Origin of the sequence: Actinomadura rubrobrunea NBRC 15275 (assembly GCF_001552235.1) — a bacterium.
GTDB classification, from domain to species: Bacteria; Actinomycetota; Actinomycetes; order Streptosporangiales; family Streptosporangiaceae; genus Spirillospora; species Spirillospora viridilutea.
The window spans coordinates 24,274-44,527 of sequence record NZ_BCQU01000042.1 but is presented as its reverse complement, the minus strand read 5'-3'; the positions used below and the strand labels follow the sequence as shown (position 1 = coordinate 44,527).

The 20,254-nt window shown below is 73.1% G+C and carries 18 protein-coding genes; 8 read left to right on the top strand and 10 right to left on the bottom strand.

Translation table 11 applies throughout. The features are described from left to right. Window positions 1–55 precede the first annotated feature (55 nt). Window positions 56–724, top strand: a complete 669-nt coding sequence (locus tag AR3_RS15035; protein ID WP_227022938.1) for a TetR/AcrR family transcriptional regulator — start codon at window positions 56–58, stop codon at window positions 722–724. A 41-nt stretch (window positions 725–765) separates the two neighbouring features. After that, window positions 766–2,247, top strand: coding sequence for a pyridoxal phosphate-dependent decarboxylase family protein (locus tag AR3_RS15030; RefSeq protein ID WP_067914662.1), 1,482 nt, complete (start codon window positions 766–768; stop codon window positions 2,245–2,247). Window positions 2,248–2,266: 19 nt separating this feature from the next. Here AR3_RS15030 and AR3_RS32205 read toward each other — a convergent pair whose 3' ends face one another. From AR3_RS32205 to AR3_RS15015, 3 genes are all read right to left on the bottom strand, one after another. Then, the gene (locus tag AR3_RS32205) at window positions 2,267–4,435 is read right to left on the bottom strand and encodes a D-alanyl-D-alanine carboxypeptidase family protein (protein WP_067914660.1); all 2,169 of its coding nucleotides are present in this window, start codon (window positions 4,433–4,435) and stop codon (window positions 2,267–2,269) included. Window positions 4,436–4,585: 150 nt separating this feature from the next. Further along, a complete protein-coding gene (locus tag AR3_RS15020) occupies window positions 4,586–5,374 on the bottom strand; it encodes a bestrophin-like domain (protein WP_067914658.1) in 789 nt (262 codons plus the stop codon). Window positions 5,375–5,483: 109 nt separating this feature from the next. Continuing rightward, window positions 5,484–6,656 carry an aminotransferase class V-fold PLP-dependent enzyme gene (locus AR3_RS15015; protein ID WP_067914657.1) on the bottom strand — a complete coding sequence of 391 codons (1,173 nt, stop codon included), beginning with the start codon at window positions 6,654–6,656 and terminating at the stop codon, window positions 5,484–5,486. A 159-nt stretch (window positions 6,657–6,815) separates the two neighbouring features. Between AR3_RS15015 and AR3_RS15010 the strand changes: the two genes are divergently transcribed. Beyond that, the gene (locus tag AR3_RS15010; protein WP_067914655.1) at window positions 6,816–8,711 is read left to right on the top strand and encodes an ABC transporter ATP-binding protein; all 1,896 of its coding nucleotides are present in this window, start codon (window positions 6,816–6,818) and stop codon (window positions 8,709–8,711) included. Window positions 8,712–9,289: 578 nt separating this feature from the next. On the opposite strand, the gene AR3_RS15005 is transcribed toward AR3_RS15010, so the two are convergent. The 3 genes from AR3_RS15005 to AR3_RS14995 form a co-directional block, all read right to left on the bottom strand. Continuing rightward, window positions 9,290–10,156 carry a class I SAM-dependent methyltransferase gene (locus tag AR3_RS15005; protein ID WP_067914653.1) on the bottom strand — a complete coding sequence of 289 codons (867 nt, stop codon included), beginning with the start codon at window positions 10,154–10,156 and terminating at the stop codon, window positions 9,290–9,292. Between the two features lie 94 nt (window positions 10,157–10,250). After that, window positions 10,251–10,397 (bottom strand): hypothetical protein, encoded by a 147-nt coding sequence (locus tag AR3_RS15000; protein WP_157406678.1) that lies wholly within the window; start codon window positions 10,395–10,397, stop codon window positions 10,251–10,253. 146 nt (window positions 10,398–10,543) lie between these two features. Beyond that, the gene (locus tag AR3_RS14995) at window positions 10,544–10,978 is read right to left on the bottom strand and encodes a hypothetical protein (RefSeq protein ID WP_106258126.1); all 435 of its coding nucleotides are present in this window, start codon (window positions 10,976–10,978) and stop codon (window positions 10,544–10,546) included. Between the two features lie 1,460 nt (window positions 10,979–12,438). Between AR3_RS14995 and AR3_RS14990 the strand changes: the two genes are divergently transcribed. The 5 genes from AR3_RS14990 to AR3_RS14970 are packed head-to-tail and all read left to right on the top strand — an operon-like array spanning window position 12,439 to window position 16,678. Beyond that, complete coding sequence (locus AR3_RS14990; protein WP_067914647.1) at window positions 12,439–13,815, top strand: ATP-binding protein; 1,377 nt, start codon at window positions 12,439–12,441, stop codon at window positions 13,813–13,815. Continuing rightward, complete coding sequence (locus AR3_RS14985; protein ID WP_067914644.1) at window positions 13,812–14,216, top strand: roadblock/LC7 domain-containing protein; 405 nt, start codon at window positions 13,812–13,814, stop codon at window positions 14,214–14,216. Before AR3_RS14990 ends, AR3_RS14985 begins: the two co-directional genes overlap by 4 nt. Beyond that, window positions 14,213–14,569, top strand: a complete 357-nt coding sequence (locus AR3_RS14980) for a DUF742 domain-containing protein (protein WP_227022939.1) — start codon at window positions 14,213–14,215, stop codon at window positions 14,567–14,569. The genes AR3_RS14985 and AR3_RS14980 overlap by 4 nt, the downstream gene beginning before the upstream one ends. A 46-nt stretch (window positions 14,570–14,615) precedes the next feature. Next, window positions 14,616–15,185: a GTP-binding protein gene (locus AR3_RS14975; RefSeq protein ID WP_217998569.1), complete on the top strand. Its 570-nt coding sequence runs from the start codon at window positions 14,616–14,618 to the stop codon at window positions 15,183–15,185. After that, the gene (locus AR3_RS14970) at window positions 15,182–16,678 is read left to right on the top strand and encodes a cytochrome P450 family protein (RefSeq protein ID WP_217998562.1); all 1,497 of its coding nucleotides are present in this window, start codon (window positions 15,182–15,184) and stop codon (window positions 16,676–16,678) included. Before AR3_RS14975 ends, AR3_RS14970 begins: the two co-directional genes overlap by 4 nt. Before the next feature lie 178 nt (window positions 16,679–16,856). On the opposite strand, the gene AR3_RS14965 is transcribed toward AR3_RS14970, so the two are convergent. The 4 genes from AR3_RS14965 to AR3_RS14950 form a co-directional block, all read right to left on the bottom strand. Further along, window positions 16,857–17,261 carry a ChaB family protein gene (locus AR3_RS14965; RefSeq protein WP_067914638.1) on the bottom strand — a complete coding sequence of 135 codons (405 nt, stop codon included), beginning with the start codon at window positions 17,259–17,261 and terminating at the stop codon, window positions 16,857–16,859. A gap of 412 nt (window positions 17,262–17,673) precedes the next feature. Further along, window positions 17,674–17,901, bottom strand: coding sequence for a DUF6401 family natural product biosynthesis protein (locus AR3_RS14960; RefSeq protein WP_146150161.1), 228 nt, complete (start codon window positions 17,899–17,901; stop codon window positions 17,674–17,676). Between the two features lie 238 nt (window positions 17,902–18,139). Further along, window positions 18,140–19,375: a glycosyltransferase gene (locus AR3_RS14955; RefSeq protein WP_067914634.1), complete on the bottom strand. Its 1,236-nt coding sequence runs from the start codon at window positions 19,373–19,375 to the stop codon at window positions 18,140–18,142. 288 nt (window positions 19,376–19,663) lie between these two features. Further along, window positions 19,664–19,897, bottom strand: a complete 234-nt coding sequence (locus AR3_RS14950) for a hypothetical protein (RefSeq protein ID WP_067914632.1) — start codon at window positions 19,895–19,897, stop codon at window positions 19,664–19,666. Window positions 19,898–20,254: the final 357 nt, after the last annotated feature.

Sequence of the window (20,254 nt, the reverse complement as noted above, 5' to 3'; positions counted from 1 at the left end):
GGCCCTCTCCATCAAACGATTGACCGGTGCACGGGGCGTCACCTAGCGTGGAGCGGTGCGCAGCGACACCCCCGGCGGCATGACCGGAGGCGCGACCGACGGGCTCCCCTCCGGCGCCGCGTCCGGCGAGGGCTCCGACGAGCCGGCGCGGGAGCGGATCCTGGAGGCGGCCGCCCGGCTGTTCGCGGCGCTCGGCTACGACGGGACGTCCACCCGGCTCATCGCCGAGGCCGCCGGCCTCAACGTCGCCACCGTCGCCTACCACGTCGGCGGCAAACGCGACCTCTACCTGGCCGTCATGGAACGCGCCCACCGGGCCGAACGCGCCGCGCTGGAGCGGGCCCTCGCGGACTTCACCCCCGACGCCGCGGGGGTGCACCGGCTCGTCGACCGCTACCTGGACTTCTGCGTCGAACGCCCGGAGATCCCCGCGCTGTGGATGCACCGCTGGCTGTCGGACGCCGCCGACATCGCGCACCTGGAGAGCCGCTACGTCCGGCCGCTGCTCGACGAGATCGGGGAGCGCGTCCGCGGCGCCGTCGGCGACGACGTGGACGTGGACTTCGCCGTCGCCACGGTCATCTGGTGCACCCACGGCTTCGGCACCGGCGGGGTCCTGGACGCCGAGGGCCGGCGCCGCGGCCTGGACGACCCGAGGGCCGTCGCCCGGTTCCGCGCCCACCTGCACCGGCTCGTCGCCGCCATGCTGCGGCTCCCTGAATGAACGCCCCCCGAGGCCGCCCCCCCGCACACAGGAGTCCGCAGATGCCGCACGAGACGCCCCCTACCGCACCCCTGGAAGGCGCCCTGCCGGAAACGGGCCGCCCCACCGCCGACGTGCTCGCCGACCTCGCCCGGCTCAGGGCCGGGGACCTGCCCGTGCGCGGCGGCAAGGTCGCCGCCTACGTCTACGACGCCGGACGTCCCGAGGTCCACGACGCGGCCGCCCGCGCCTACCTGGAGATGCTGGAGGTCAACTGCCTGGACCCGACCGCGTTCCCCAGCGTCGTCGCCCTGGAGCGCCAGGTCGTCGCCGCCGTCGCCGAACGGCTCGGCGGCCACGCCGGCACCCCCGGCGTCTTCACCTCCGGCGGCACCGAGTCGATCCTGCTCGCCGTCAAGGCCGCCCGCGACGCCCGCCCGGGACCCGACCGGCTGGAGATCGTCGCGCCGGTGACCGCGCACCCCGCCTTCCACAAGGCCGCGCACTACCTCGGCCTGGACCTGGTGAGCGTGCCGGTGGACCCGGAGACGTTCCGGGCCGACCCGCGGGCGGTGGAGCGGGCGCTGACACCCCGCACGGCGCTGGTCGTCGCGTCCGCCCCGTCCTACCCGCAGGGCGTCGTGGACCCGGTCGCCGACATCGCCGCGGTGGCGTCCCAGGCGGGCGTGCCGTGCCACGTGGACGCGTGCGTGGGCGGCTGGGTGCTGCCGTGGCTGCGCGACACCGGCCGGCCCGTGCCGCCGTTCGACCTGTCCGTGCCGGGCGTGACGTCCATCTCCTGCGACCTGCACAAGTACGGCTACGCCCCCAAGGGCGCCTCGGTGGTGCTGTTCGCCGACGAGGCGATGCGCAGGAACGCCTACTTCGCCTCCGCCGAATGGCCCGGCTACACCGTCATCAACGCCACCGCGCAGAGCAGCCGCGGCGCCGGTCCGCTCGGCGCCGCGTGGGCGACGCTCATGGCCCTGGGCGCGCAGGGCTACCGCGAGCTGGCCGCCTCCGCGATGGCCGCGGCGCGCCGGCTGATCGACGGCGTCGCCGACATCCCCGGGCTGCGGGTGCTGGGCGACCCGGACGCGCCGCTCGTCGCGATCGCGTCCGACGACCCCGCGCTCGACGTGTTCGTCGTCGCCGACGAGGCCCGTGCGCGCGGCTGGTTCTTCCAGCCGCAGCTGTCGTACCGCGGCATCCCGCCGAACCTGCACTTCACCCTCACCGGCGTCAGCCTCGCGGGCGTGGACGCGCTGCTGAGCGTCCTCGCCGACGCCGCGGCCGCCGCCCGCGCCGCCGGCCCCCCGAAGATCCCCGACGGGCTGGCCGCCGTGCTGGCCGACCTCGACCCCGCCGCGCTCGACGCGCTGGACGACGCCGGATTCGGGGCGCTGCTGGCCTCGGCGGGCGTGGACCTGGACGGCGGCCCCGGCATGGCCGTGGTGAACACCGTCCTGGACTCCCTGCCCCCGAGCACGCGGGAGGCGCTGCTCGTCCGCTTCCTCTCCGCCCTCTACGCGGGCACGGTGTGACGTCCCCGGCGGCCGCCGCCTAGGCCAGGCGCAGGAGCCGCTTGAAGAGGGACGGCTCCTTCAGCTCGCCGTGCACCGCCAGCGGAGTGCTCGCCGCGCCCGCCGTCACGGCGCCGACCCGCGTGCCGTCGGCGGCGCGGCGCGGCGGATCGCCGGTGACGCGGACCGGCACGCTGAGCCCGCCCCAGCCGACCACCGTGACGGGCGCGGCGGCCCGCAGCGGCGTGCGCCCGCCCAACCCGTCGTCCACCGCCGCGACCTCCGCCCCGGCCGGCGCCAGCGTCGCCGAGGTCAGCGCGTTCTGCGCGGCGACGACCAGCCGCTGCGCGACCACCAGCGCGCCCATCGCGCTGGACGACCGCTGCCCCATCACCGCGCCCACGATCATGGTCGGGACGTTCCCGACCTGCTTGCGGGCGGCGAAGACGAAGTTGCCGCCCGCCGCGTCGGTGTAGCCGGTCTTGCCGCCGATCACCCCGTACCGTCCGACCAGGATGTTGCCGCCCGGCCGCGGCGGCCGCCCGTCGTTGGGCACGTAGGTGCGGTTGCTCACGATCTCCGCGAAGGCCGGGATCTTCATCGCCGCGGTCAGCAGCTTGACCTGGTCGGCGGCGGTGCTGACGGTGCCCCGGTCGTAGCCGCTGGGGTCGGTGTAGGTGGTGCTGGTCATGCCGAGCGACCGCGCCGTCTCGTTCATCTTCCGGACGAACGCCCGCTCGTCGCCCGAGTCCCAGCGGGCCAGCTCGTGCGCGATGTTGTTCGCCGAGACGATCATCAGCGCCTCCAGCGCCTTGCGCTCGGTGAACGGCTGCCCCGCGACGACCTCGACGAGCGACTCGCCCCGCCGTTTGCGCGCGGGGAGCTGCGCGGCCTCCTCCGCCGAGATCCGGAACGTGGGCCCCTGCTCGCCCGGCCGCAGCGGATGGTCGCGCAGGAAGACGTACGCGGTCATCACCTTGGCGACGCTGGCGGTCGGGGTCGGCGCCTGCCCGCCGGACGACCCCATCGTCCCCAGCCCCTCCACGTACACGGCCGCCTGCCCGTGCTGGGGCCAGGGGAGCACAGGGGCGGCGCCCTGGAACGTGTACCGGGTCGTCGGCAGCGTCAGGTGCAGCGTCGGCTCGGGCACGGGCCGCACGAGCTGGCCGGTCACCAGTCCCGCCAGCAGCACGAGCGCCGCGATGGCGATGACCGGACCGCGCCGCCGCTTGCGCTGCGGCGCCTCGGCGGGCGCCCCGTCGATCGGCGGCTGTGCGGGCGCGGGCGGCGCCGCCGACGGCGGGGCCGGAGCCGTCTGAGGGGGAGCCGCCGCGTACGTCGGCGCAGTCGGCTCGGGAGACGTGTCCCCGGGTGCGAAGGGGCGCTCGGGGAGCTTGTCCTCGACCGTCGGGTGAGCCGAGAACGAGACGCGGGCGGAGGGGCGTTCGGACGCCGGCCGAGGCGGTGCGGCGGCCTGGGGCGCGGGCCGCGGCTTCTCTTCAGAAACTCGGCCACGGGTGGCGCCCGTCCCGAATTCCGTGTCGCCCGCCCATCTCTCGGGGAACACCGGGCGCGGCAGGTCCGGGACGGTGACCTGGCCGGAAGCGGGCGTGGACTCCCGCTCGGGCAGCCGAAACTCCGCGGTGGGCGTCCTCCCCTCGTCCCTGCCGGCTTCATGCCCGTCGGTTCCGGCGGGGCGGGACTCGTCCTCGGGTTCGGGGGCTTCGGGCTCGTCCGCCTGCTCGTCGGACGAGGCGTCGTGCGAACGGTCCTCTGGAGCGTCGTCAGGGACGTCGTCGGACGTCGTCTCGCCGACCCGTTCGGCCGCCTCGGCGGCATCAGGGGAGCCGGCGGACTCAGAGGACGGCTCGGCCGGCGTCTCGTCCTCGTCCTGGTCGTCGTCGTGGCCCGTGTCCGCCTGCGCGTCGTCCTGGGCGCGTTCGCCGTCTCCGCCCGCTGAGGACTCGTCATCCTCGGACGCGGACGGCTCTTCTTCCGTCGTCGCCTCCGGCGCTTCCTCCGCCCCGTCCGCGGTTTGCGGAGATTGCGGGGTTTCCGACGATTCTTCCTGGTCGCGGGCGGTGTCCGGTGCGGTATCGGAGCCGGTGTCCGGTCTCGCCTCGGCGCCGCTGTCGGGGTCGTCCTGCGGGGACGCCCCGGCGGCCTCGTGCTCTGCGTCGTCGTCCAGCACACCCGACGCGTCCTTCACGGCGCGACCTCCTCGACATCTCGACCGGGCAGACGGAGAAACCACCGGGCAGGCGGGCGGAACGGTCTCGCCGACGACCCCCGTGCCTCTGTGGAGATGCGCGGTCCGGCCCCCAGGTTCACACCCTCACACCCTCGGTCCGAACGCTCGTCAGGGCCGGTCGCCCCACAGCGCGTCGATGTCGGCGAACGAGCGCAGCGCGTCCTCCAACGGCACCGGGGTGACCTTGACGCTGCCGGCGAAGGGCACGTTGACCTCGTAGAGGAGGAATACCACGAACGCGACCGTGGTCGCGCCGACGAACGACAACACGATGCGAACCGCCGGACGCGGATCGCCCAGCAGCATCGGCAGCAGCACCACCAGCAGCCCGGTGGACACCACCGCCGCCCACATCAGCGTCGGGATGCGGGTCGCCGCCGCCGAGGCGCGTGCGCGCCGGGCGGCGAACAGTCCGTCCACCGCTCGCAGCGCGTCCTGGTAGCGCGCCGTCTCCCCGCCCTCCCTGGGGGAGAGCCGCTCGACGTCGTAGCGCAGCTGGTTCGCCAACTGCCAGGAGCGGGGGCTCATCTGATTCGTCTCGGCCATGGCCGGCCATTCCAGGCGGACGACGTTGGTGACGTAGTCGCGGACGTCGGTGCGCAGCGGTAACGCCTGCGCGCCGCCGATCGTGCGGGAGAACCAGTACAGCTCCGTGACCGCGTTCGCCTCCTGCCGCACCGCCCGGCCCGCCTGGTTGAAGGCCGTCCAGACGAACAGGGCGCTCGTGATGACCGCCAGCATGAACACCGACGCCACCAGGACGGAGGTGACCGTCCCGTACCTTCCGAAGTCGTACCGCGTCCGCGCGGGGACCGACCGCTGGAGCAGCAGCGCCACCGCGACCGCCGCAGCTCCCGTCCCGAAGATCGCCAGGCAGCCCTGGAGCACGGTGGTCATGCGCTCGGCCTTCCCGCGTCCTTCGGCGGATCGCGGGCCGAGGCGAGCCTTTTGCCGACTAAGGGCGTTTCCCTGGGAATCGACCGGGCTCGTGGGCGGCCGCGCAGGGTCACGCGGGGCGTGGCAGAGCGCGCAGCAGGCGCTCCACCTCGTCCTCGGTGTTGTAGTAGTGCACCGACGCGCGTACGGCGGTGGCGGCGCCGCGAGGCTCGAACCGTTGCTGCCCGACGTTGGTGACGCTCACGTTGACGCCGTGCTCCCGCAGCGCGCGCTTGACGTCGGCGGGATCGTGACCGTCCACGGTGAACGTGACGATGCCGGACCGACGCGCCCCGCGGTCCAGGACCCTCACCCCCGGGCGGGCCGACAGCTCGTCCCGCAGCGTCGCGGCGAGGGACGTCACGCGTTCCTCGATGGCCTCCAGGCCCAGCGCGACGGCGTAGTCGGCGGCAACGCCCAGCCCGATCTGCCCCGCGACATGGCGTTCCCAGGTCTCGAAGCGCCGCGCGTCGTCGCGGACGACGTACTCGTCCGGGGCCGTCCAGGCGGCCGAGAGCAGGTCGAGGAACGGCGGCTCCAGCGTGCGCAGGACGTCCCGCCGCACGTACAGCAGGCCCGTTCCGCGCGGCCCGCGGAGGAACTTGCGGCCGGTAGCCGACAGCATGTCGCATCCGATTTCGCGGACGTCCACGCGCAGCTGCCCGACCGACTGGCACGCGTCCAGCAGGTACAGCGCGCCCGCCGCCCGCGCCAGCCGTCCCACCTCCGCCGCCGGGTTCACCAGGCCGTTGTGCGTCGGGACGTGGTTGATCGACACCAGCCGCACGCCGCCCTCGGCCAGCATGGCCTCCAGCGCCTCCAGGGAGATCTGGCCGTCGGCGTCGTCCGGCACCACCTCGACGCGGACGCCCCGGGCCCGCGCGACCTGCAGGTAGGCGACGCCGTTGCTGGCGTACTCGCTGGTCGTGGTGAGGATCCGGTCGCCGCGCCGGAACGGGATCGCGTAGAACGCCATGTCCCACGCCCGCGTGGCGTTCTCCACGAAGGCGATCTCGTCGCGATCCGCGCCCAGCAGCCCGGCGACCGCGTCGTAGAACCGCTCCACCGCCGCCGACGCCTGCTCGTACGCCTCATAGCCGCCGGTCAGCGCCTCCAGCTCCAGATGCGCCGCGACCGCGTCGATCACCGGCTGCGGCGGCAGCGCCGCGCCCGCGTTGTTGAAGTGCGCGACCCGCGCGCACCCCGGCGTGTCGGCCCGTGCCTTGTCGATGTCGATGCCCACGCTCGCTCCCGTCGCTCGAACCGCGCGGCCCCGGCCGCGCAAAAAGTCGGACCCGTACGAGAGGATGCCCCGCGACGGCGAGATTGACCTCAAGTCTGGTTGAGGTTCCATCATCGGAGGTCGGACGACTCTTCTCCGACCAGATCGGCGGTGCCCCCCATGAGCATGGAAGTCACCGCGTGGATGTCCCTGCACCACGCGATGAACGCCAAAGACGACCGGCGGCCCTTCTCCCGCGCCACGCTCCGCCGCATCTGGGCGTTCGCGCGGCCGCGCCGCGTGCAGCTCGCGTGGTTCCTGCTGCTGAGCGTCGTCCTGGCCGTCCTGGCGGTGGCCACGCCGGTGCTGGCCGGACGCGTCGTCGACGCGATCGGCGAGGGCGCCGCCACCGGCACCGTGGTCGGCCTGGCCGTGCTGATCGCCGTGATCGCCGTCGCCGAGGGCGGGATCGGGCTGCTCAACCGGTGGCTGTCGGCGCGCATCGGCGAGGGCCTCATCCTCGACCTGCGCACCGCCGTGTTCGACCACGTCCAGCGCATGCCGGTCGCCTTCTTCACCCGCACCCGCACCGGCGCCCTGGTCAGCCGCCTCAACAACGACGTGATCGGCGCGCAGCGCGCCTTCAGCGACACCCTGTCCGGAGTGGTCGGCAACCTGGTCACCCTGGCGCTGACGCTCGCGGTCATGGTGGGCCTCTCCTGGCAGATCACGCTGCTGGCGCTCCTGCTGCTGCCGGTGTTCGTGCTGCCCGCCCGGCGCATGGGCACCCGCCTGGCGCGGCTGCAGCGCGAGGCCGCGGCGCACGACGCCGCCATGAGCACCCAGATGACCGAGCGGTTCTCCGCGCCCGGCGCGACGCTGGTGAAGCTGTTCGGACGGCCCTCCCGCGAGTCGCGCGAGTTCGCCGTCCGGGCCCGGCGGGTCCACGACATCGGCGTGCGCACCGCGATGGTGCAGCACGTCTTCATCACGGCCCTCACCATGGTGTCCGCCCTGGCCCTCGCCCTGGTCTACGGCCTCGGCGGCTACTTCGCCCTGCGCGGCCGGCTGGACGCGGGCGCGGTGGTCGCGCTGGCGCTGCTGCTGACCCGCCTGTACGCGCCGCTGACCGCGCTGGCCGGCGCGCGGGTCGAGGTGATGAGCGCCCTGGTCAGCTTCGAGCGCGTCTTCGAGGTCCTCGACCTCGAGCCGCTGGTCGCCGAACGCCCGGACGCCCGCCCGGTGCCCGAGGGGCCGGTGGCGGTCGAGTTCGACGACGTCCGCTTCTCCTACCCCTCGCCCGACAAGGTCTCCCTGGCGTCGCTGGAGGAGGTCGCCGTCCTCGACACCCGCGGCGGCGCCGAGGTCCTGCACGGCATCTCCTTCCGCGCCGAGCCCGGGCAGATGGTCGCCCTGGTCGGCTCCTCCGGCGCGGGGAAGTCCACGATCGCGGGCCTGCTGCCGCGCCTGTACGACGTCGACTCCGGCGCCGTCCGCCTCAACGGCGTGGACGTGCGCGACCTGTCCTTCGCCTCCATCCGCGACACCGTCGGCGTGGTCACCCAGGACGGCCACCTGTTCCACGAGTCGATCCGGGAGAACCTCCTGCTCGCCCGTCCCGAGGCCACCGACGACGAACTGTGGGACGTCCTGCGCCGCGCCCGCCTGGACGACCTGGTCGCGAGCCTGCCCGACGGCCTGGACACCGTCGTCGGCGAACGCGGCTACCGCCTGTCGGGCGGCGAACGTCAGCGCCTGACCATCGCGCGCCTCCTGCTCGCCCGCCCCCGCGTGGTCGTCCTGGACGAGGCCACCGCCCACCTGGACTCCACCTCCGAAGCGGCCGTCCAGGAGGCTCTGGCCGAGGCGCTGGAGGGCCGCACCGCCGTGGTGATCGCCCACCGCCTGTCCACGGTCCGCGCCGCCGACCTCATCCTCGTGGTCGAGGACGGCCGCATCGTCGAACGCGGCACCCACGACGAGCTGCTCGCCGCCGGAGGCCGCTACACGGAACTGCACCGCACCCAGTTCGACGCCGACCCCGAGGCCGGCTGCGCCGCCGAACCGGTCGCCTGACGCGCTGGGAGCGCCACTGAGCCCGCCGGTGTCGACCGGCCAGGGCCCCACTGGTCCCCGAGGTCGTCGACGCCGCCCACCTCCCGGTGTCCACCATCGCCTTCGGCACCCACGTACCGGTGCGGCGGATCTGCCGGCCCGTGTTCCAGGCGCTCGATCGTCTTTCCTGCGATCTGCTTGGACGCGCCCAGGCGGTGGCCCGGCTCGGCGGCCGTCGTGTCGTCCGGTGCGATCGCTTGGAATACGAACCGGGCGGAACACGAACCGGGCGGCGAAGGGACGGTCGGGGCACCACGGCCGTCGACGGTCGGCGCGAACAGCAGGGCCGAGCCGGTGAAACGAGCCGAGACGTCGCGGTGTTCGATCTTCAGCCACCGATGTCGGCCCGGTTGACTCCGACGTCGTGTCGAATCGGCAGCGCGACCGGATAAGCCGCCGCCCGCGGCCCCGCCCCAGTGACACCCAGGTGCACGCAACGGCCCGGTCGGTTCGCGCTGGCACCACGCGCGAGCCGACCGGGCCGTCCAGGTCGGGAGCCGGGTGCGGACTCGGTCCGCGCCCGGCTTGCGATCGACCGGTCAGTCGCTCGTTACGGCGTCGCCGTCACGGGCGGGGACGACGGCGTGGGCGAGGCGCATGGAGTCGAACGGACGGAGGGCGTCCGCCCGGTCCCAGAAGGACGCGGGGACGGCGTCGTGCATGCCGACGTGTTCCACGACCTCGAGGCCGTGCTCCTTCATCAGCTCCGTGACCTCGTCGGGGGTGAAGAAGGTCAGGTGGGGCTCGCCGCTCTCGCGGACCACCTGGGCGGTCATGTCGCCGTACGCCTTGCCCGTCTCGTCCCGCAGTTCCCGCGGCAGGGCGTACTCCATGACGACGTCGGAGCCGGGAGCCATGCGGCCCAATTCGGCGAGCGTCGAGGCGATGGCGTCGCGGGTGAGGTACACGGCGACGCCCAGCCAGCCGACCAGGGCGGGGCGGCCGGGGTCGAAGCCGGCGGCGGTGAGCCCGTCGAGGAGGCCGCCGGATTCGAGGTCGAGCGGGACGAACGCGAGGTGCTCGGGCACGGCGAATCCCGCGTCCTTGAGCAGTGAGCGCTTCCATTCCTGCGTGGCCGGGTGATCGACCTCGAAAACGCGGATTCCGGAATTGCGATAGGCGAAGGTGTCCAGTCCCGCCCCGAGGATCACGTACTGGTCCGCGCCGCTGTCGGCCAGCAGCCGCTCGGTGTAGGCGCTGCGCGCGGTCACCAGCGCGCGGGTGCCGGAGAGCACCAGGTGGTCGCCGTGCGTGCGGTGGTAACCGAGCATCTCCTCGGCCTTGCCGCCGAGCAGTGCGGCCGCGACGGTGTCATGGAGAATATGGGGCTCGCTGTCGACAATGAGGTGCGCGGCGCGCGCCGCGGCGGTCGTCAGCGCGGTCCGACTGGGCTGTCCCTCGTGCATCGTCGTTCCTTCCCTTGCCTTGGGGAACGCGATGCTAAATGACAGATCAGAGAATCTGAAACCAGGATACCAGAAGAAAATAAATTGCCGATGACTACGGCGTCAATATGTTGTCGCGGTCGAACGAGTAGTGGGCGGAAAGGCGCACGGCGGCGCCGCAGTCCTGCTGCACGCTGAACCGGGGCGCCGTCATCGACGGCGTCAACGACCCACCGGTCAGGCTGAACGTTCTGCAACGCATGACGCAGCCTTGATCGGCGCACGAAAAGCGGTCGCGCGCCGCCGCGTCCACGCCGTACTGGCCCGCCGCCCCTCGGCGTCCACTCGGGTGGGGAGCGCGGTCATGTGCGTTGAGGCGCGAGAAGAGGCTGGGCGGCGGACACGACGTCACGACCGTCTGGCGATCGAGGCCCACCACGTCCCGACCGCGAACAGGGCGAGGATGAACGTGCCCATGGAGTTGGCGATCGTGGAGCCCCATTCGGGCGCGCCGTTCTCCGCTTGGACGAAGGCGCCGACGTTCCGCACGCGCACGCGGCGGCCCGCGTCGATCGAGTCCTCGTCCGCGCCGCGCAGTTCGATGTGGCGGACGACGCCCCGATCGCCGAGGTCCGGTGTGAACGTCCCGTACCACGAGCAGGTCTTGGAACATTCCCAGGTCTCGGCGAGGAACGTGCCCGGCCGTCCCTGCCCGTGGGCGGCTTTGCGGGTGGCGGTGCCCTGCGTGATCGCGCCCGTCAGGCAGTATCCCGCCGCGGCGAGCAGCACCGCGGTCACGATCCACCACATCACCGACGCGGCCCGCGGCCTGCGACTGGTCAAAGGCTGCTCCCCAGCGGTCGTCCGTCCGGCATCCCCCAGTCTCGCACCAAGCCGACGATCAGTGACAGGCGGAGACGCGCCCAACGTCACGGATCGGCCCGCCCAGTTGACGGGCGCCGGACGATGTCGGGGCTTCGATCCGTGGCGGGGTGGAGCGGAACATGGACTGATGTGCCCGAACGCGCTTGCCGATGCGGCGGGTTGCGTATACGGGTGGTTGTGCCGGTCTGGTGGTGACCCGCTGCGTTGATCAGCGCGGCGGTCAGAACTTCGACGCGGCGGCCTATGGCTTGCTTCCCGGCGATCGTGTGTACGGCCTGTGTGATTTCGCGCTGGGGCCGACAAGCGCGTGTGGTGGTCGTCGAACGTCACGGATTGGCTCGCCTGGTGGGCTGGCTCGAGACGATGCCGGTGGTTTCGGTCGCGCGACCACGGGAGTGGCCCTGGCCAGATGTGGGCTTGACGTGTCTGAACGCGGTCGCTGTGTCGACTCGCGCTGGGGGGTTGCGCCGTTCAACTGAATCCCGCTGCGGTGAGCAGCGCGGCAGTCAAGACCCCGACACGGCGGCTTACGGCTTGCTCCCCGTGCATGCGGGTTCTGCTGGTCCGCGCCAGACGGCGAGTGCGGGCGGGGCCGTCGAACGTCACGGATGGAATTGGTCGGTCGACGGGCGCGGGACAGTGTTGGTGGCTTCCTCATGTAGGCGGGGGACTGGCCTCGTCAGGATGTGGGGTTGACGTGTGGACGCGGTCGCGGCTGATGAGGTGGGTCATGTATGGGGGTGGTGCGCCCCGAGTGGGCGAAGTCTCGCTGCGGTTAGCAGCGCGCGGCGGTCAGAACTTCGACTCGGCGGCCTATGGCTTGTTTCCCGTGCATGCGGGTTCTGCCGGTTCGCGCCAGGGCGGCGAGCGCGGGCGGGGCCGTCGAACGTCACGGATGGGCTGGCGCAGTGGACGGGCGTGCGGCGGGGGATTGGGGGCGGGGCTTGGGGGAGTGGTCGGGCGGTATGTGGGTGGGGGAGGGCGGGGGAAGCGTGGGGCGCATATGAGGACGAGTTCCGCGACCGGTACGGTGACGAACTGCGTTCCCGGGGCGCGTCATCGGAAGGCGTCCCCGCGGCGCGCCGGCTCGCCCGGCCGTGGTGAAGCGCGTCCGCGCCCTGTGAGGCGGGACTCCGGCGGGCGGCCGTACAACGTCATGGGCGGAACCCCGGGCACGGGAAGGAGACAGGTGGCATCGGTAGCGTTGCGGCGACGCGGCCGACCGCGCGGAACATCGGTGTCACATGCGCAAACGAGGCGGGGACGGGCGGTGCGGCACGGCCCGGCCGCGGGAGGACCGCGGAACCGCTTCGCGGTCCTGGGCGAGGACACGCGCCGTTTCGCCCGCGAACCACTGTGATTCGCGACATAATCGCCCAATCGCCACGTTGGACCATTCCACCCCTACTGAGGACCTGATGGAGCAACCCCTCTTGGTGGCGGCGCTCGCCGGCGCGGCTATCGTCATCGTCGTCCTCGCGGTCGTGCACATGCGCCAGCGGCACATCACCGAGCGGTACCGCGGGCAGGTCGAGGCGCTGCTTGACGATCTGCGGCGGCGGGACGAGGAACTGCGGCATCTGGTCGGTACCCGGCTTCCCGAGCTGCGCGACCAGCTCGACGGGCGGCCGGTGACGGTGTCCAAGCCGCTGCACGAGCAGTGGCTGACCGGCACGCCGTTCGGGCAGGACGTCCAGGCGGTGCTGGATCTGTTCACCGAGAGCGTGGAGCGCGCCCGGGTCCGCGCCGACCGCTCGGCGAAGGTCACGCTGCGGTCGATGATGCGGACCGTGCAGAGCCTGGCCAACGAGCAGCAGCTCGCGCTGAGCGACATGCAGGAGCGGCACGACGACCCCGAGGTGCTCGCCGACCTGCTGCGCCTGGACCACATGAACGCCCAGCTGGGACGGCGCGCCCAGGCCACCGCGGTGCTGTGCGGGTCCTGGCCGGGCCAGCAGCGCCAGGCGTCGGCGCTGTCGGACGTGGTGCGCGGCGCGATCTCCCGGATCCGCGACTACCTGCGGGTGCAGATCAGCTCGGAGGTCAACGTCGCGGTGGTGAGCCGCGCCGTGGAGCCGGTGGTGCTGGTGCTGGCGGAGCTGCTGGACAACGCGACGCGGCACTCGCAGCCCAACACGAAGGTCGACGTCAACTTCCAGATGGCGCACAACGGCGTGGCCATCATGATCGACGACGCCGGGGTGGCGATGAACGGGGAGGAGATCCAGCGCGCCACCCGGCTGCTGAACGGACGCGAAAGCGTCGACATCAACCGGATCGGCGACCCGCCGCAGGTCGGCTTCGCGGTCGCCGGGGTGCTCTCGGCCCGCTACGGGTTCACCGTGTCGGTGGACACCAGGTCGCCGTACGGAGGCGTGCGCGCGGTGGTGTTCCTGCCGAACGCGCTCTTGACCGCCGTCCCGACGAACGAGCAGGAGGGACCCGCCGTGTCGCCCGAGCCTGACGCGTCGTCCGCCCCCGGCGCCGCGGCGCCGGACCCGTCCGCCGGACAGCAGGAGCCCGCCGCCGTGGGGGCCACCACCGCCGGGGGGCTGCCCAAGCGCCGCCGGGTCAGCGCCGCCGCGCCCGGGCAGGGGCCCCGCGAGCCCGCCGCCGGGAGCGGCGCCGCGCCCGAGGCGCGGGTCGGGGCGGAGCCGCCGTCGCGCCGCAGCGCCGCCGGCCTGGGCGCCTGGCAGCGCGGAACCCGGTCCGGTCGCGCCGCGTCCGTCTCCGGTGGGGCGGAGGGGCCGTCCGCTCAGCACGAAGCCGACAGTGAAGGGAACAGCCGGTCATGACCGATTTCATGGACAACAAGCTCGGCTGGATGCTGGATGACGCGCTGCGCATGCCGGAGACCCGGTACGCGATCCTGCTGTCGGCCGACGGGCTGCTGATCGCCCATTCCGCGCGGATCGACCGGGACGAGGCGGAGCGGCAGGCCGCCGGGATGGCGGGCCTGCAGTCGCTGGCCCGCAGCACCGCCGAGTTCTGCGGGAACCCGAGCACCACGTGGCGGCAGACGGTCAGCGAGTTCGACGACGGGTACGTGTTCCTGGTCGCCGCCGGGCCCGGCGCGTACCTGGCGGTCTCGGCGACCCCGAACGTGGACATGGAGGCGGTGTCGTTCCGGCTGCAGGAGCTGGTGCAGCGGCTCGGTAAGGAGCTGTCCTCGCCGCCGCGGAGCGCCGACGCATGATGACGCCGCGCAACAGGCGGGCGCTGGTCCGGCCGCACGTGGTGACCGGCGGTCGGGCGCGTCCGAGCCGCAACATCTTCGACCTGGTCACGCTGGTGACGGCCGCGGGGGATCTGCCGCTGACCGGGCTCAGCCCGGAGAAGCGCCGCATCGTGACGCTGTGCCGGGGCGGGGCCCTGTCGGTGGCCGAGGTGGCCGGCCATCTGCAGCTTCCCGTCAGCGTCACCAAGGTGCTGCTGTCCGACCTGGTGGACAGCGGCCACATCACCACCCGGGCCGCGGGCCCGGAATCGCGGCCCGAGGAGCTGGAGCTCCTGCAGGAGGTGCTCGATGGACTCCGTGCTCTCCTCTGAGAGCTCCGCCCCGGCGGCCCCCGGGGCGGGCGCCGCCGCGGGCGGCATGTACGTGCGCGACACGGTGCGCAGGTCGGTGAAGCTGCTGATCGTGGGGCACTTCGCGGTCGGCAAGACGACGTTCGTGAGCACGCTGTCGGAGATCCGGCCGCTGCGCACCGAGGAGCGGATGACGCAGGCCGGGGCGCCCATCGACGACCTGACCGGCGTCCCCGACAAGACCCACACCACCGTCGCCATGGACTTCGGGCGGCTCACCCTCAGCGACCGGCTGGTGCTGTACCTGTTCGGCACGCCGGGGCAGGGCCGCTTCAAGCGGCTGTGGGAGGACCTGTCGCTCGGCGCCCTGGGCGCGCTGGTGCTGGTCGACACCCGCCGCCTGGAGAAGTCCTTCGAGATCATGGACCTGGTGGAGCGGCACGGGCTGCCGTACGCGGTGGCCGTGAACGCCTTCGACGGCGCCCCGGTGTTCCCCGACGAGGAGGTCCGCGAGGCCCTCGACCTGCATCCCGCCACCCCGCTCGTCACCTGCGACGCCCGCGACCGCGCGTCGTCGGCGCGGGCGCTGATCGCCCTGGTGGACCATCTCATCGCCACCGAACGGGAGCAGTCATGACGACCGAACGCCTGGACGACGAGACCGGCGCCGCGTCCGAACCCGCCGGAGGGGAGCCCGAGTTCGCCGCGGCGCAGACCGGCGCCCAGCCGCAGCCCGTCGCGCCGACGCGGGACGAGGCGGGCGCGGCGCGCACGACGACCGGCCGGACGCCGCTGTACGGCCCCGAGTTCGCGGCCGACCCGCACGCCACCTACGCCAAGCTGCGCCGCTACGGGTCGTTCGCGCCCGTGGAGCTGGCGCCCGGCGTCCCCGCGACGCTCGCCATCGGGTACGACGCCGTCCTCGAGGTGCTGCGGGACGACCTGACGTTCAAGCACGACCCGCGCGGCTGGCAGAAGACGGTGCCGCCCGACTGCCCGGTGCTGCCGATGATGGGGTACCGGCCGAACGCGCTGCACACCGACGGCACCCACCACGCGCGGCTGCGCGGCGCCATCACCGACGCGATGGCCCGGATCGACACCACCACCCTGCGCGGCTACGTCGAGCGCAACGCCGACAAGCTCATCCGCCTCATGGGCCCGATGGGCGAGGCGGACCTGCTCAAGGACTACGCGGTCGTGCTGCCGCTGCTGGTGTTCATGGAGCTGTTCGGCTGCCCGCCGGACATCGCCCAGCAGCTGATGTACGGCGTGAGCGCGATCTTCCAGGTGGAGGACGTCCAGAAGGGCAACGCGGCGCTGAGCGACGGCGCCCGGCGGCTGATCGAGATGAAGCGGGAGCGGCCCGGCGCCGACGTCACGTCGTGGCTGATCGCCCATCCGGCGCGGCTGAACGACGAGGAGCTGCTGCACAACCTGGTGCTGCTGCTGGGCGCGGGCACCGAGCCCACCCAGAACCTCATCGCCAACGGGCTGCTGCTGCTCCTGTCGGACGACCGGTTCGCCGGCGACCTGTCCGGCGGCAGCGTCCCCGTCGAGGACGCCATCGAAGAGGTCCTGTGGACCGACCCGCCCATCGCCAACTACGCGGCCCGCTTCCTGGACCGCGAGACCGAGTACATGGGCACGGTCCTGCCGGCCAACCAGCCGATCGTCATCAGCTTCGCCGCGGCCAACACCGACCCGTCCAAGGCCACCGACCAGCGGGTCGGCAACCGCGCCCACGTCTCGTGGGGCGCGGGCCCGCACGCCTGCCCCGCCAAGAGCCACGCGCGGCTCATCGCGTCGGTGGCCATCGAACGGCTCCTGGACGGCCTGCCCGACGTGCAGCTCGCCGTGCCCAAGCACCGACTGGAGTGGCGGCCCGGCCCCTTCCACCGGTCGCTGAAGGCGCTTCCGGTGACGTTCCCGCCGGTCCGGGACCCCGACCAGGCGTGGCACGCGCAGAACGACGAGCAGGACCGCGAGGCCGAGGCGGAGGCGACGCCGGCGCAGCACGCCGCCGTGCCCGCCGCCGCGGGAGCCGCCCAGCAGGCGGCGCCCGCGCCGTCCGGTCCCGTTCCCCGGCGGTTGATGGACGCCATCACCCGCTGGTGGAACGGCGAGTAGGACCCTCGTCCCGCGCGTCCGCCCGGGTCGGAGGCTCCGGACGGCGGACCGGGGTCAGACCCGGGCGGCCCTGCGGATGCGGTCGTGCGCCGGTCTCCTCGGCGACGCATCCGCGGGGGTGGCGGTCCAGGAGCGCGCACCGCCGCCTTGGCGCGCTCGGCCATCGGCATGGCCGCTCTCAGCCCTGCTTGCGGGCGATGGCCTCCGCCAGCTCCTGCTTGGACATCCGCGAGCGCCCCTGCACGTCCAGCTCGGCGGCCTGCTGGTACAGGTCGTGCTTGGAGCGGCCCTCGACGTCGACGCCGCCGAAGCTCTTCCCCTTGTTCTCTCGGGCCTTCGGGTTCTTCGCGCGGGGGTCGGAGGGGCCCTTGCGGGCCTTCTTGACCCACCGGTCGCCCCTCTTCTCGAACTTGTGCTTGAGCGCCGCGTACGCGGTGCGGTGCGCCCGCTCCCCTTCGCCGTACGTCTCGACCGCGCTGTCGTGGGCCTTGGCGAAGGTCTCCTGCGCCTCCTTGTCGGAACGCTGGAGGGTGCTCGGCAACTCGTCCTTGCGCGGTTTGCCGGTCTTCGTGGTTTTCGGCATGACTCCTCGTTCCTCCTCAGCGTCCCGCTATCCACAAAAGACGGGCATAAACCGGGAGGGATCAGAGGAAACCGTGCGCGTCGGCGGGGGCGCGCCGCGCTGCGGCGGAGGAGGCACGTCCGCGGGTCGGTGTGCGGGACGTGCCCCCTCCCCCCTACGTGGCCGCGGCGACCAGGCCTGCGGGCCCAGTAGGCACCGATGTGGGACGGTCATCTGCCGGCGGTGCCGGCGGTGCCTCCCCCCGCGGGCCCCTGCGGCCGGGCCGCCGAGCGGCTGCCACGAACATAGGCACTACGCCCCGGTAGGGTTACGCGGTGTCGGTCACGTGCGACGAGCGGATGAAAACATGCGACGAGCGGTCGCGTGATCGCGCGGCGGAGTCGGGGGGAGCGGACGCCGCCCGGCGGGCGCGTCAGTAGTCGTGGCGGGTCATCAACCAGCAGATGGCGACGATGCGGACGAACTCCCAGTCGCGCGTGTCGCCCGGGGTCCAGCCGCGTTGCAGCGCGGACTCGGTGAAGCTGACCAGGTACTCGCCGAGCGACTCGGCGTCGAGCGTCTGACCGGATGCGGAGAGAAGGTCGCGCACCGCGGCGGCGTGCTGGTCCACCGCGGCCAGCAGCCCGGGTATGCTCGCCATGGCGGTCACCCCGGCTGTCCCCACGCTCCGGGCCACGTCGACCAGGGCATGCGACGGCTTGTCTCGCATGGCGTCGACGTTAGCAAGTCTTGTCCGTCGCTTGACCGACTTTCCGGCGCGCGTGTCAGAGGCGCCGCGTGCGAAGCCCCCGTGCGGACGGGGGATGGCGCGCTCTGCGCGTCTCCCCGAGGCCGGGGCAATTTTTACCTGAATTTTTACCTGATCGGGGTGGCGCGGCTCAGGCGGGCACTCTCGAGCGGGCCACGGCCCGACGGTACACCTTGACGGTCTCCAAGGCGATGCGGTCCCAGGAGTAGCGGGAGCGGGCGCGGTCGCTGCTGGCGAATCCCATGGCGGCGCGGCGGGTCGGGTCGGCGAGCAGGGCGCGGATGACGCGGGCGGTCTGCTCGGGGGTGCGGGGCGCGACGTGGACGCCGGTGACGCCGTCGATGATGGTGTCCAGGTGGCCGCCGACGGCGGTGGCGACGACGGGCACGCCGCAGGCCATCGCCTCCAGCGGGACCATGCCGAACGGCTCGTACCAGGGCAGGGCCACCACCAGGTCCGCCGACCGCAGGAGCCGGGGCACCTCGGCCCGGCTCACCCGTCCCAGGAACGCCACGCGCCGGGCGACCCCGGCCTCCTCCGCCACCCGGCGCAGCCGCCGCACGTCCGGGTCCTCGTCGAGCCGCTCGAACGGCGGGCCGCCGGCGATGATGAGCTCCGCGCCGGGCACGCGGCCGAGCGCCTGGATCGCCGTGTCAACCCCCTGCCGTTCGTGCAGCCGCGTCAGCATGAGCAGCCGCCGCCCCCGCCCGGACGGGTCGGCCGGGCCGTCGGGGCTGAAGAACTCCAGGTCGATCCCGCAGGGGACGATGGTGACGCGGTCGCGCGGCACGCCCATGCGCACCACCTCCTCGGCCTCCTCGGAGCTGGCGGCGATCACGGCGTCGGCGGCCTGGCCGATGGCGCGTTCCAACCGGATGCGTCCGGCCGGTCCGGCGCCGCCGTGGTGGCGGTGCTCGACGGTGCCGAGCGAGTGGTAGGCCTGCACCATCGGCACGCGGCGCCCGTCGAGATGCCGGATGGCCTGGACGGTGGCGAGCCCGCTCATCCAGAAGTGCGCGTGGGCCACCTCGGGGGGATCGTCGGCCCAGCGCTCCCGCAGGTAGTGCCCGAAGTCGGGGATCCAGGGCAGCAGCTCGTCCCGCGGCATCGGCTTGGCCGGCCCGGCGGGCACGTGCTCGACGGTCACCCCGGGCTCCAGCCGCACCCGCGCGGGCAGGTCCGGGTCGTCGCGGCGGGTGTAGACGGTGACGTGGTGCCCCTGCGCGCCGAGGCCGGCCGCCAGATCGGCGACGAACACGCTCAGCCCGTCGAGCTCGGCGGCGCAGTCGCCGGGGTCGTCCTGCTCGCCCGGGCGGGCGCGGGCGGCCAGCGGGCTGGCGTGTTCGGAAATCATGGCGATCTTCACGGGGTCACCTCCGGGAGCAGTCGGCCCCAGTCGCGCGGCCCGGGCCGTCACCCGCCGGCCCGGCCGACGGCGGCCGCCCGACCGGTCGGCCACCGTCGGCCGGTCACCGCGATGGGGAAGGAAAGGACTTTCGCAATGTGCGGGGGTGCGGATGACGGCGCACCGCGACGGAACCACGGAAGACGCTCCCGACCCTGCGCATCGACCCCGACCCTGCGCATCGACCCGATCCTGCGCATCGACCCGACCCTGCGCATTGACGCTGTCCCGCGACGCCGTCCGGTGCGCTCACATGGACGCGCGGTGCGCGCCGTCCCGCCGGTCGCCCTGGGTGGTGGCCGCCGCCCAGTCGCGGCGCTGCGTGCTCGGCCGGGCGAACCAGGACCGGAGCAATGCGATCGCCGCGATGGAACCGACCAGGGTGACGGCCGTGGCGCCCCACTTGGCCGCCCTGCCGAACCGCGACGCCCTCCCTTGCCTGCGAGCCCGGTTCGACGACTTGCGTGCCTTGTTCGCCTTCATCGCGCGTCCCTTTCATGAGCAGGGTTGTCCGCACGCAGGGCATGACGGCCACGCCCCCGTGGCGGAAGTGGACGGTTACGGCCTCGGTTCCGGGATCAAGCGAGATCGAAGAGTGAACGAGGCCCGCGCCAGATACCTTTCTGTGACGGGTCGTGTTCAAACTGTTACGGATCAAAATGAGCGCCAGGTTACGGGCCGATCTTCGTTAAGGGCGGGCGGGGGTGCTGGCGTCCCGCCGCGCGGTCCGGCAGGTTCCGCCCCTCGCGTCGCCGCGCCGGTCGGCGGGGACGCGCAACCGGTCCGCGAGTCCCTCTCGGCAGGCGCTTGGGACGTGATCGGTCTGCGCGTGACCCGCCG

Excerpts from the sequence above, each read along its gene's own strand:
- AR3_RS15005 (WP_067914653.1), bottom strand. The coding sequence starts at position 10,156 with ATGCACGAGGGACAGCCCAGTCGGACCGCGCTGACGACCGCCGCGGCG.
- AR3_RS15020 (WP_067914658.1), bottom strand. The coding sequence starts at position 5,374 with ATGACCACCGTGCTCCAGGGCTGCCTGGCGATCTTCGGGACGGGAGCT.
- AR3_RS14970 (WP_217998562.1), top strand. The coding sequence starts at position 15,182 with ATGACGACCGAACGCCTGGACGACGAGACCGGCGCCGCGTCCGAACCC.
- AR3_RS15010 (WP_067914655.1), top strand. The coding sequence starts at position 6,816 with ATGAGCATGGAAGTCACCGCGTGGATGTCCCTGCACCACGCGATGAAC.
- AR3_RS15030 (WP_067914662.1), top strand. The coding sequence starts at position 766 with ATGCCGCACGAGACGCCCCCTACCGCACCCCTGGAAGGCGCCCTGCCG.
- AR3_RS14975 (WP_217998569.1), top strand. The coding sequence starts at position 14,616 with ATGTACGTGCGCGACACGGTGCGCAGGTCGGTGAAGCTGCTGATCGTG.
- AR3_RS14965 (WP_067914638.1), bottom strand. The coding sequence starts at position 17,261 with ATGCCGAAAACCACGAAGACCGGCAAACCGCGCAAGGACGAGTTGCCG.
- AR3_RS14950 (WP_067914632.1), bottom strand. The coding sequence starts at position 19,897 with ATGAAGGCGAACAAGGCACGCAAGTCGTCGAACCGGGCTCGCAGGCAA.
- AR3_RS14985 (WP_067914644.1), top strand. The coding sequence starts at position 13,812 with ATGACCGATTTCATGGACAACAAGCTCGGCTGGATGCTGGATGACGCG.
- AR3_RS14990 (WP_067914647.1), top strand. The coding sequence starts at position 12,439 with ATGGAGCAACCCCTCTTGGTGGCGGCGCTCGCCGGCGCGGCTATCGTC.
- AR3_RS14980 (WP_227022939.1), top strand. The coding sequence starts at position 14,213 with ATGATGACGCCGCGCAACAGGCGGGCGCTGGTCCGGCCGCACGTGGTG.
- AR3_RS15000 (WP_157406678.1), bottom strand. The coding sequence starts at position 10,397 with ATGCGTTGCAGAACGTTCAGCCTGACCGGTGGGTCGTTGACGCCGTCG.
- AR3_RS14960 (WP_146150161.1), bottom strand. The coding sequence starts at position 17,901 with ATGGCGAGCATACCCGGGCTGCTGGCCGCGGTGGACCAGCACGCCGCC.